The 10,891-nt window shown below is 55.4% G+C and carries 8 protein-coding genes and 4 tRNA genes; 9 read left to right on the top strand and 3 right to left on the bottom strand.

Features of this window, described 5'->3' with window-relative positions:
- Nucleotides 1-21: 21 nt before the first annotated feature.
- The 9 genes from IPI80_RS07850 to IPI80_RS07810 all read left to right on the top strand — a co-directional run bounded on the left by IPI80_RS07850 (nt 22) and on the right by IPI80_RS07810 (nt 7,326).
- Nucleotides 22-108, top strand: a tRNA-Leu gene (locus IPI80_RS07850).
- Nucleotides 109-180: 72 nt separating this feature from the next.
- On the top strand, nt 181-1,491 hold the full coding sequence (gene tig / locus IPI80_RS07845) for a trigger factor (RefSeq protein WP_413858850.1): 1,311 nt from the start codon (nt 181-183) through the stop codon (nt 1,489-1,491).
- Between the two features lie 135 nt (nt 1,492-1,626).
- Nucleotides 1,627-2,256, top strand: coding sequence for an ATP-dependent Clp endopeptidase proteolytic subunit ClpP (gene clpP, locus IPI80_RS07840; RefSeq protein WP_413858848.1), 630 nt, complete (start codon nt 1,627-1,629; stop codon nt 2,254-2,256).
- 97 nt (nt 2,257-2,353) lie between these two features.
- A complete protein-coding gene (clpX, locus tag IPI80_RS07835) occupies nt 2,354-3,619 on the top strand; it encodes an ATP-dependent Clp protease ATP-binding subunit ClpX (RefSeq protein ID WP_413858846.1) in 1,266 nt (421 codons plus the stop codon).
- A 144-nt stretch (nt 3,620-3,763) separates the two neighbouring features.
- On the top strand, nt 3,764-6,202 hold the full coding sequence (gene lon, locus IPI80_RS07830) for an endopeptidase La (RefSeq protein WP_413858844.1): 2,439 nt from the start codon (nt 3,764-3,766) through the stop codon (nt 6,200-6,202).
- A gap of 80 nt (nt 6,203-6,282) precedes the next feature.
- Nucleotides 6,283-6,358, top strand: a tRNA-Gly gene (locus IPI80_RS07825).
- A gap of 84 nt (nt 6,359-6,442) precedes the next feature.
- Nucleotides 6,443-6,516, top strand: a tRNA-Cys gene (locus tag IPI80_RS07820).
- 71 nt (nt 6,517-6,587) lie between these two features.
- Nucleotides 6,588-6,680, top strand: a tRNA-Leu gene (locus IPI80_RS07815).
- Nucleotides 6,681-6,693: 13 nt separating this feature from the next.
- Nucleotides 6,694-7,326: a DUF6806 family protein gene (locus IPI80_RS07810; RefSeq protein WP_413858842.1), complete on the top strand. Its 633-nt coding sequence runs from the start codon at nt 6,694-6,696 to the stop codon at nt 7,324-7,326.
- Nucleotides 7,327-7,685: 359 nt separating this feature from the next.
- Here the strand turns inward: IPI80_RS07810 and IPI80_RS07805 are convergent, their stop codons facing one another.
- From IPI80_RS07805 to IPI80_RS07795, 3 genes are read right to left on the bottom strand one after another with little or no spacing between them, the layout of a single operon-like run.
- A complete protein-coding gene (locus IPI80_RS07805; RefSeq protein WP_413858840.1) occupies nt 7,686-8,936 on the bottom strand; it encodes an acyl-CoA dehydrogenase family protein in 1,251 nt (416 codons plus the stop codon).
- A gap of 40 nt (nt 8,937-8,976) precedes the next feature.
- The gene (locus tag IPI80_RS07800) at nt 8,977-10,065 is read right to left on the bottom strand and encodes a phosphotransferase (RefSeq protein ID WP_413858838.1); all 1,089 of its coding nucleotides are present in this window, start codon (nt 10,063-10,065) and stop codon (nt 8,977-8,979) included.
- Between the two features lie 35 nt (nt 10,066-10,100).
- A complete protein-coding gene (locus IPI80_RS07795; protein ID WP_413858836.1) occupies nt 10,101-10,820 on the bottom strand; it encodes a Crp/Fnr family transcriptional regulator in 720 nt (239 codons plus the stop codon).
- Nucleotides 10,821-10,891 lie beyond the last annotated feature (71 nt).

Raw genomic sequence — 10,891 nt, 5'->3', positions numbered from 1 at the left:
GACCTCCCATTTCGTATTTTTGCGCGGGTGGCGAAATTGGTAGACGCACCAGGTTTAGGTCCTGACGGTGGCAACACTGTGGGGGTTCGAGTCCCCCCCCGCGCACCACTTTGAAAGCGGGGCAGTCCGTAGTCGTATATCGACACGCGCTGCCCCTATATTTAGTTTAGGAGACTGATCATGGCCGTTACTGTTGAAACTCTGGAGAAACTGGAGCGCAAGATTACCTTGACTCTGCCAGTCGGCGCGATCCAGACGGAGGTGGACTCCCGTTTGCGCAAGTTGGCCCGCACGGTCAAGATGGATGGTTTCCGTCCTGGCAAGGTGCCCATGAACGTGGTGGCCCAGCGCTATGGCTATTCCGTACATTACGAAGTGATGAACGACAAGGTCGGCCAGGCTTTTGCGACCGCCGCTAACGAAGCCGAATTGCGTGTGGCTGGTCAACCCCGCATCACCGAAAGCGAAACATCCCCAGAAGGTCAGATGGCTTTTGACGCGATTTTTGAAGTATTCCCAGAAGTCAAAATCGCCGATCTTTCCAACGCCTCGCTGGAAAAAATTCACGCTGAAGTGACCGAGGCAGCCATCGACAAGACGGTCGAAATTCTGCGCAAGCAGCGCCGTACCTTCGCGCTGCGCCCCAAGGACGCTGGCGTGCAAGATACCGATCGCGTGGCCGTGGATTTTGAAGGCAAGATCGATGGTGAGCCTTTTCCTGGCGGCAAGGCCGAGGACTTCCAGTTCATCGTGGGCGACGGCCAGATGCTCAAGGAATTTGAAGAAGCGGTGCGCGGCATGAAGCTCGGCGAGAGCAAGACTTTCCAATTGGCATTTCCTGCCGATTACCATGGCCAGGACGTTGCAGGCAAGACTGCCGATTTCTTGGTTACGCTGAAAAAAGTCGAATCGGCCAACCTGCCCGAAGTGGACGGCGCATTGGCCAAGTCCCTGGGCATTGCCGAAGCCAGCGTAGAAGGCCTGCGCAGCGATATTCGCAAGAACCTGGAGCGCGAGGTCAAGTACCGCCTACTGGCTCGCAACAAGCAAATTGCCATGGAATCTCTGCTGACCCAGGCAGTACTGGATTTGCCCAAGTCCAGCGTGCAAGCCGAACTGGACCGCCTGATTGAAAGCGCGCGCGCCGACCTCAAGCAGCGCGGCATCAAGGACGCCGACAAGACACCGATTCCGGATGACATCTTCCGTCCCCAAGCCGAGCAGCGCGTGCGTCTGGGTCTGGTGGTGGCCGAATTGGTGCGTGCCAACGCTTTGCAAGCGAAACCCGAGCAAATCAAGGCCCATGTGGAAGAACTGGCCGCCAGTTACGAAAAGCCGGCTGACGTGATTCGCTGGTACTACGGCGATAACCGCCGCATGGCCGAGGTAGAAGGCATTGTGATGGAAAATAACGTGACCGAATTTGTGCTGTCCAAGGCCAAGGTTAGCGAAAAGACCATTAGCTTTGACGAGTTGATGGGTCAAAACTGATCGAGCGTTCGTCCACAGGGCGAGCGAAATCGTAGTGCATGGGGCTTGGGCAGGGCTTGCAGTCCTGCGGACAAGCCCCATTTGCATTCGGAATCGATTTTTTCGGTACAGTCAACACCGTTCTTTGGAGATGCTATGAATTTGAAACACACAATGGCCAGCACCCTGGAGCCGCAAGGCCTGGGCATGGTTCCCATGGTCATCGAGCAATCTGGCAGGGGCGAGCGCTCCTACGACATCTATTCGCGTCTGCTCAAAGAGCGCGTGATTTTCCTGGTGGGGCCGGTTAATGACCAGACGGCCAATCTGGTAGTGGCACAGTTGTTGTTCCTGGAAAGTGAAAATCCGGACAAGGATATTTCCTTCTACATCAACTCACCCGGTGGTTCGGTGAGCGCCGGCATGGCAATTTTCGACACTATGAACTTCATCAAACCCGATGTGTCCACGCTGTGCATTGGCATGGCGGCCAGCATGGGCGCGTTCTTGCTGTCTGCTGGTGCCAAGGGCAAACGTTTTTGTCTGCCCAATTCCAAAGTCATGATTCACCAGCCTTCGGGTGGCAGTCAGGGTCAGGCCACAGAAATCGAAATTGCCGCACGGGAAATCCTCAAGACCCGCGAGCAATTGAACAAGATCCTGGCGGAGTGCACCGGGCAATCTCTGGAACGCATTGCACGCGACACCGAGCGTGACTATTACATGTCTGCGGATGAGTCCAAGGAATACGGTCTGATTGACCAGGTCATTTCCAAACGCCCCTGATTACGGGGCAATGTCCTTCAGGCGGTGTTTTGCGGCCATGCCGGCACCGCCTTTCATTTGAGTATCATTCGGTATCTACCGAAAAGGCAAGCGACCCATGGCCGAGAAAAAAGGCTCTTCCAGCGAAAAAACTTTGTATTGCTCTTTTTGTGGCAAGAGTCAGCATGAGGTCAAAAAACTGATTGCCGGACCTTCGGTGTTTGTGTGTGATGAATGCATTGAGCTGTGCAATGAAATCATCCGCGATGAATTGCCCGCCACGACCGAAGGCAAGGACGCCAAGAGCGAGTTGCCTACGCCGTCAGAAATCAAGGCCAACCTCGACAATTACGTGATCGGCCAGGAGCCTGCCAAGCGCACGCTCGCGGTGGCGGTGTACAACCACTACAAGCGTTTGCGCCACAAGGAAAAGGCCAAGAAGGACGAGGTTGAACTGGCCAAGAGCAACATTTTGTTGATTGGCCCCACCGGTTCGGGCAAGACCCTGTTGGCCCAGACGCTGGCTCGCATGCTGGACGTTCCCTTCGTCATGGCCGATGCCACCACGTTGACCGAGGCTGGTTATGTGGGCGAGGACGTGGAAAACATTGTCCTCAAGCTGCTGCAAAGCTGCAATTACGAAGTGGAACGCGCGCAGCGTGGCATTGTTTACATCGATGAGATCGACAAAATTTCCCGTAAGTCGGATAACCCATCCATTACGCGCGATGTATCGGGCGAGGGCGTGCAACAGGCCCTGCTCAAACTGATTGAAGGCACCATGGCCAGCGTGCCACCCCAGGGTGGGCGCAAGCACCCCAATCAGGATTTTGTTCAGATCGATACCACCAATATCCTGTTCATCTGCGGCGGTGCATTTGCGGGCCTGGAAAAAGTCATCGAAAACCGCACGCAGACGTCGGGTATGGGCTTTGGCGCCACTGTAAAGAGCAAGGCTCAGCGTAGCTTGACGGACGTGTTCAAGGAAGTAGAGCCCGAGGATTTGATCAAGTTCGGCTTGATTCCTGAATTGGTCGGGCGTATGCCCGTAGTGGCCGCCTTGGCGGAATTGACAGAGGATGCTTTGGTCCGGATCCTGACTGAGCCCAAGAATGCGCTGGTCAAGCAGTACACCAAGCTGCTGGCCATGGAAGGTGCTGAGCTGGAAATTCGCCCGTCCGCTTTGAAGGCCATTGCCAAGAAAGCACTTGCACGCAAAACAGGCGCCCGGGGATTGCGCTCTATTCTGGAGCAGTCCCTGATCGACACCATGTACGACTTGCCCAATGCGACCAATGTCGAAAAGGTTGTGGTGGACGAATCGACGATTGATGAGAACAAGCCCCCGCTACTGGTGTACCGAGAGGTCGCCAAGAAGGCGTAATCGGTTTCATCGCAACTTCCGGACTTGACCGAATTTCGCGCCGGGTCATTCGTGTTTTTTCCTTGCGCACTGCTTTGATAATGGCAGTTCGCTTGAAATACTGGTTTACCAGTCCATATTCAACAGGTAACTAAGAGGTACCCCATGTCTGGCCATTCTCCACTGCCTGCTACACCCATCGAACTACCGCTTCTGCCGCTGCGGGATGTAGTCGTGTTCCCCCATATGGTGATCCCCTTGTTTGTGGGTCGTCCCAAGAGTATCAAAGCGCTTGAAGCCGCCATGGAGTCAGATCGGCGCATTATGTTGGTTGCACAGAAGACGGCCGCCAAGGACGACCCGCTGGTTTCCGACATGTTTGACGTCGGTTGTGTTTCGACCATCCTGCAAATGCTCAAGCTGCCGGATGGTACGGTCAAGGTGCTGGTGGAAGGTCACCAACGGGCATCGGTTAACAAAATTGAAGAAGGCGAGTTGTATTTTTCTGCCGATGTCACACCGATTGAAATGGTTGCAGAACTCCCCGAAAAGGGCCGCGGCAAGGCAAGCGAGGTCGAGGCCTTGCGCCGTGCGGTGATGCAGCAGTTTGACCAGTATGTCAAACTCAACAAGAAAATTCCGCCAGAGATTTTGACCTCCATCTCCAGCATTGACGATGCTGGTCGCCTGGCCGACACCATCGCTGCACATCTGCCGCTCAAGCTCGACAGCAAGCAGGCGGTGTTGGGTCTTTCCAGTGTCAAAGAACGGCTGGAAAACCTGTTCGAACAAATCGAGCGCGAAGTCGACATCCTGAACGTAGACAAGAAAATCCGTGGTCGCGTCAAGCGCCAGATGGAGAAGAACCAGCGCGATTTTTATTTGAACGAACAGGTCAAGGCGATCCAGAAGGAACTGGGCGAGGGCGAAGAAGGCGCCGACATCGAAGAGATCGAGAAGAAGATCAAGGCCGCCAAGATGCCCAAGGAGGCGCGCAAGAAGGCCGAAGGCGAGCTGAAGAAGCTCAAGCTCATGTCGCCCATGTCGGCTGAAGCCACCGTGGTGCGCAACTACATCGATGTGTTGGTGGGCCTGCCCTGGGCTGCCAAGACCAAGATCAAGCACAACCTGGCCAATGCCGAGACCGTGCTCAACGAAGATCACTATGGCCTGGACAAGGTCAAAGACCGGATTTTGGAATACCTTGCGGTGCAACAGCGTGTGGACAAGCTCAAGGCGCCTATTTTGTGTCTTGTGGGCCCTCCGGGTGTGGGAAAAACTTCTCTGGGCCAGTCCATCGCTAAGGCGACGGGGCGCAAGTATGTACGCATGGCTCTGGGGGGTATGCGCGACGAGGCCGAGATTCGTGGGCACCGCCGCACCTACATCGGTGCCATGCCGGGCAAGGTTTTGCAGAGCTTATCGAAGGTGGGCACACGCAATCCGCTGTTCCTGCTCGATGAGATTGACAAGCTAGGCACCGATTTTCGAGGTGACCCGAGTAGCGCCTTGCTGGAAGTACTGGACCCCGAGCAGAACCACAAGTTTGGCGATCACTATGTAGAGGTCGATTACGACTTGAGTGACGTGATGTTCGTCGCTACCTCCAACTCCATGAATATCCCGTCGGCCTTGTTGGATCGCATGGAGGTTATTCGTCTTTCCGGCTATACCGAGGATGAGAAGACCAATATTGCGCTTACCTATCTGCTACCCAAGCAGATGACGAACAATGGTGTGAAGGGCAGCGAATTGCTGGTCTCTGAAGACGCTGTGCGCGATATTGTTCGCTACTACACCCGCGAAGCTGGCGTGCGCTCTCTGGAGCGCGAGTTGTCCAAGATTTGCCGCAAGGTCGTCAAAGGCCTGTTGCTGAAGAAACTCGTGGGCCAAGTGGTGGTCAACGCAGACAACCTGAATGACTATCTGGGCGTGCGCAAATACACCTATGGCCGTGCTGAGCAACAGAACCAGGTTGGCCAGGTAGTCGGTTTGGCATGGACCGAAGTTGGCGGCGATCTGTTGACGATTGAGGCCGCACTCACACCTGGCAAGGGTGTGATTACCCGTACGGGTTCTTTGGGCGATGTGATGAAGGAGTCGGTGGAGGCGGCCCGGACGGTAGTGCGTAGCCGCGCACGGCGTCTGGGTATCAAGGATGAGGTTTTTGAGAAGAAAGACATCCATATTCACGTCCCCGATGGCGCAACGCCCAAGGATGGGCCCAGCGCAGGCGCGGCCATGACTACCGCATTTGTGTCCGCTTTGACGGGCATACCCGTGCGGGGCGATGTGGCCATGACGGGAGAAATCACCTTGCGTGGCGAAGTGACCGAAATTGGTGGATTGAAAGAGAAACTGCTGGCTGCTCTGCGCGGCGGGATCAAGACCGTGCTGATTCCAGAAGCCAATGCCAAGGACCTGCAGGACATTCCCGAGAATGTGAAGAATGGGCTGGAGATTGTTCCAGTTCGGTGGATTGACAAGGTTCTGGAACTGGCGTTGGAGTCCATGCCGGTACCACTGGTGGACGAAGAAGTTCCCGCTGCAGTGGTCGCACCCGTTGTGCCCGTCGTACAGCCCCAAGAGTCTGTTAAGCACTGAACAGGCCGTGAGACAGCGCGAAAAACTTTTTGGAGTTTTCAATATTTTGAAAAATCGCGCTATAATTTGAGGCTTGAAATGCGGGAATAGCTCAGTTGGTAGAGCGCAACCTTGCCAAGGTTGAGGTCGAGAGTTCGAGACTCTTTTCCCGCTCCAAATTCCAAAAAGGGAAGCTAATCGCTTCCCTTTTTCATTCTCTGGAGTGGTGGAGTTGGAGTGACATGGTAGGTGGGATTCATTGGCGCGGTAGCAAAGCGGTTATGCCCCGGATTGCAAATCCGGTTAGTCCGGTTCGACTCCGGACCGCGCCTCCAAATATTTTGGTTCAATATGCCCCGTCAACATTCGCTGACGGGGCATTTTTGTTCCACAATAGACCGAATGTGCCCGAGTGGTGAAATAGGTAGACACATCGGACTTAAAATCCGCCGCTTCGTGAATAACGGGCGTACCGGTTCGATTCCGGTCTCGGGCACCACTACACTTCACCTATGCCACGCTACAACGCCCCCTTTGAGATCCATGTCCATGGTCAAGTCGCTCTGCGCGCGGATGTTCGCTTTGAGCAGCTGCAGGAGGCACTAAAGCCCCTTTGGAAGTACGCTGGCGCGAGGTCCTTGTCGGATGGGGCTAACAGTTCCTATGAAGACGAGCCAGGCATCAAATTTGACGCAACGGAACACCTGTTGCAAATGTGCTGGACCGTGGCCGGTGATCACGATTTTCGCCAAGCACTTGACGAGTTGTGCATGAATCTCAACGACATTGCTGATTCAGGTGCGGCCGTCGAGGTGACTTTCTACGACGCCGAATTCGATGACGAAGACGGCGCACAGGGCGGCGAGTCGCGCGACGATTTCCTAATGTTGTTTGTGGGGCCGAATCCCGCAGCCATCATGCAAGTGCAACGCGACCTGTTGGTGCAGGATGTCATCAACTTGATGGAGCGCCATTTTGATGGTGCCGAGTTGAGCGGCGTGGTTGCAGAGGTTGATAAATTGTTCTCACAACGATTTGATGCGCTGGTGAATTCGCTGGCGCTAGGCAAGCCCCCTAGTGGTCCTGGCGGCAACCATGGAGGCGGTCATGGTGGTGGCGGACGAAAGCCACGGCATCTTCACTGACGACTGAGTATGTTGAACGGCGATGTGTAAGAACGTTAACGCCGGACAACTGGTTTAGCGGGATGCACTTCGGGTAATTTCGTGGCTCGTGGATGGAGCATCGCTTTCTGGTGACTGCGTTTGTGATTTCAGATTCCCAAGACATCACGGCCATATTAAAGGCCGAGTAAGAGGCCCAGATTGAAGTTCAACTGCAGCAAGAGCACAACGTTAAGCGTCAACTGGCACTAGTGTCCACCGCAGTCAGGCCGAAGCGCGCAGCCAATATTTGCCGGCAATTCAAGCAAGCGGCCGCCTCCATGGTTGAGGAAGCCCACCTCTCAATGAGTTGTGGACTGTTTTTGCTCGTGGGCAACGTTTTACGCGATCTTTGGTTTTGGGTTGTATTTGCCAAGTTCTGCTTTGGCCACGGCGTTGCGGTGAACTTCGTCCGGGCCATCCGCAAAGCGCAATGTTCGCGCATTGGTGTAGGCATAGGCAAGTGGGAAGTCGTCACACATGCCGGCCCCGCCGTGCACCTGCATGGCCCAGTCAATCACCTCGCAGGCCATATTGGGTGCCACGATTTTGATCATGGCAATTTCATTCTTGGCAAATTTGTTTCCGGCCATATCCATCATCCAGGCGGCTTTGAGCGTGAGCAGACGCGCCATGTCAATCTTGCAACGCGCTTCCGCAATACGCTCCTGGGTCACAGTCTGGGCAGCAATGGGCTTGCCAAATGCAACGCGTAGCGAGGCGCGCTTGCACATCAGTTCCAGCGCGCGTTCTGCCAGACCAATCAGGCGCATGCAGTGGTGAATTCGTCCGGGGCCAAGACGTCCTTGCGCGATTTCAAAACCACGACCTTCCCCCAGAAGAATGTTGCTGACTGGTACACGGACGTTTTCAAACAGCACCTCCATGTGGCCGTGAGGCGCGTCATCGTAACCAAACACGTTTAACGGACGCACAATCGTGATGCCTGGTGTCTTTGCTGGAACCAGTACCATGCTTTGCTGTGAATGGCGAGCGGCCTCGGGGTCGGTCTTTCCCATGACGATGAAAACTGCGCAGCGTGGGTCGCCTGCACCCGAAGTCCACCATTTGCGGCCATTGATAACGTAGTCGTCGCCTTGTCGTTCGATGCGGGTCTCAATGTTGGTGGCATCGCTGGACGCTACCTGGGGTTCGGTCATGGCAAAGGCGGAACGGATCTTGCCTTCAAGCAGTGGTTTGAGCCAGAGTGCCTTGTTCTCCTCCGAACCGTAGCGGGCTATGGTTTCCATGTTGCCGGTGTCGGGCGCGGAGCAGTTGAACACTTCGCTGGACCACATCACGCGGCCCATGATCTCGGCCAGCGGCGCGTACTCCTGGTTGGTTAAACCAGCACCTTCGTAGCCGGATGCCTGGGCACTATCGACGGGTAGAAACAAGTTCCACAGGCCCGCTGCTTGGGCTTTGGGTTTGAGGTCTTCAATGGTTTTCAGTGGTGTCCAGCGCTTGCCTGCAGCCGTGTTGGCAGCGATTTCGGCATGGTAGGCACCTTCAGCGGGGTAGATGTAATCGTCCATGAACCGCAGCAGGCGGGCCTGAAGTTCTTTTGTTTTTGGCGAATAGTCAAAGTCCATGGGGTCTCCAATTAAGGTATGCGGAAAATGGGTAAAAACGTTAGTGGATGGCGCAGGCAAACTTCCAGGCCATCTGTGCCAACGGGCGTGCTCCCGCTGCGGACGTGACGGCTTGCGCGCTGGACGCCGTGCCTGCTTCGACGCGTTTGGCAATGCCTTGCAGAATGGCAGCGATGCGGAACATGTTGTAGGCCATGTAGAAGTTCCAGTCGGCCTTGAGCTGTTCTGGTGTTACGAGACCCGTCCGCTCACAGTACATGCGGATGTACTCGTCTTGTGACGGTATGCCCAAATCCACCAAATCGAGTCCGGCAATACCACGGAACGAGCCTGGAGGGATATTCCAGGCCATGCAGTGGTAACTGAAGTCGGCCAAGGGGTGGCCCAGGGTTGACAACTCCCAGTCCAGTACGGCAATGATCTTGGCCTGTTCGGAGTCGAACATCAGGTTGTCCAGACGGTAGTCGCCGTGCACGATGCTGACCATCTTGTCGTTACGGGCCATAGTCGGAATGTTTTTTGGTAGCCACTCCATCAATTGGTCCATCTCGGCAATGGGCTGGGTGATGGACGCCATGTACTGCTTGCTCCAACGGCCAATCTGCCGCTCAAAGTAATTGCCAGGCTTGCCATAGTTCTGCAAGCCCTGCGCGGCCACATCAACCTTGTGCAGGGCTGCAATCACACTATTCATTTCGCTGTAGATGGCTGCGCGTTTCGGGCGGTCCATGCCCGGTAGCGATTGGTCCCACAGAATGCGACCTTGCATGAACTCCATCACGTAGAAGGCGCGCCCGATGATGGATTCGTCCTCGCACAGACAGTACATGTGGGGAACTGGCACATCCGTGTCCTGCAACCCACTCATGACTGCATACTCGCGCTCCACTGCGTGGGCCGAAGGCAGCAGCTTGGCTACGGGGCCGGGCTTTGCCCGCATCACATAGCTCTTGCTGGGGGTGATCAACTTGTAGGTGGGATTGGATTGCCCACCTTTGAACATTTCCACGCTGAGCGGGCCGGCAAATCCCTTCAGATTTTGGTCCAACCAATTGGTGAGTGCGTGGACGTCAAACGCATGTTGATCGGATACTGGACGTGTGCCCAAGAAATGGTCAAATTCACTCATGGATGTGGAGCAGTAGTTGGATGAGGTCGTCGGGTTCAGTTGTCAGCGTCAATGATTTGCATCAGTGCATGGCGATCGCGAATAACCAAGCCACCCTGCTCGATGCGGATGGCGCCTTCGCGCTCCATGGACTTCAATTCCTGGTTGACCCGCTGACGCGATGCCCCCAGCAGTTGCGCCAATTCTTCCTGGGCTAGTTGTAGGCCAATGCGCATCTCGGTTGAATCGCTCAGCGATGGCACGCCGTAGCTGCGTACCAAGTGCAGTAACTGCTTGGCCAGGCGTGCGCGCAGTGGCAGGGTGTTGAGATCTTCCACCAAGCCGTACAACTGACGTATGCGTCGCGAATGCAGGCGCAACAGGGCTTCGTAGAGTTCCACATGCAAGGCCAGAATTTTTTTGAAGTCCGCCTTGGCGACACACAGGATGGTGGAGTCCCCATGGGCGTAGGCATCGTGCGTGCGCCGGTCGCCGTCGAAGATGGACACGTCTCCAAACCAGATGCCCGGCTCCACGTAGGTGAGTGTGATTTGCTTGCCGGATATGGAGGTTGAGCTCACCCGTACCGCACCCTTGGCGCAGGCAATCCAATCCTCCGGTGGTTCTCCACGTGCGGCAATCAGATCGCCATCTTTGAAACGTTTGACGTAAGCGCATCGCAGTATGTCGTGTTTGAGCGAAGGGGACAGGGATGAAAACCAGCGACCGGTGTTGATCGCTGAACGTTCATCAATAGTAAGGATGGGTTCGTCCATGGCTTGTCTTTTGGGTGACTGCGTGTGTCGAAGGTGACAGCACCATTGTGACCTGCGGGGTGGCGGCTGGT

This window comes from Candidatus Aalborgicola defluviihabitans (assembly GCF_016705985.1).
GTDB classification, from domain to species: Bacteria; Pseudomonadota; Gammaproteobacteria; order Burkholderiales; family Burkholderiaceae_C; genus Allorhodoferax; species Allorhodoferax defluviihabitans.
Note: the sequence above shows the minus strand (reverse complement) of the source record. Positions and strands in the feature narration are given on the sequence as shown.

Bases quoted from the DNA above. Each gene is read 5' to 3' on its own strand.
- IPI80_RS07810 (WP_413858842.1), top strand. From the start codon at position 6,694: ATGCCACGCTACAACGCCCCCTTTGAGATCCATGTCCATGGTCAAGTC.
- lon (WP_413858844.1), top strand. From the start codon at position 3,764: ATGTCTGGCCATTCTCCACTGCCTGCTACACCCATCGAACTACCGCTT.
- tig (WP_413858850.1), top strand. From the start codon at position 181: ATGGCCGTTACTGTTGAAACTCTGGAGAAACTGGAGCGCAAGATTACC.
- IPI80_RS07800 (WP_413858838.1), bottom strand. From the start codon at position 10,065: ATGAGTGAATTTGACCATTTCTTGGGCACACGTCCAGTATCCGATCAA.
- IPI80_RS07805 (WP_413858840.1), bottom strand. From the start codon at position 8,936: ATGGACTTTGACTATTCGCCAAAAACAAAAGAACTTCAGGCCCGCCTG.
- IPI80_RS07795 (WP_413858836.1), bottom strand. From the start codon at position 10,820: ATGGACGAACCCATCCTTACTATTGATGAACGTTCAGCGATCAACACC.
- clpX (WP_413858846.1), top strand. From the start codon at position 2,354: ATGGCCGAGAAAAAAGGCTCTTCCAGCGAAAAAACTTTGTATTGCTCT.
- clpP (WP_413858848.1), top strand. From the start codon at position 1,627: ATGAATTTGAAACACACAATGGCCAGCACCCTGGAGCCGCAAGGCCTG.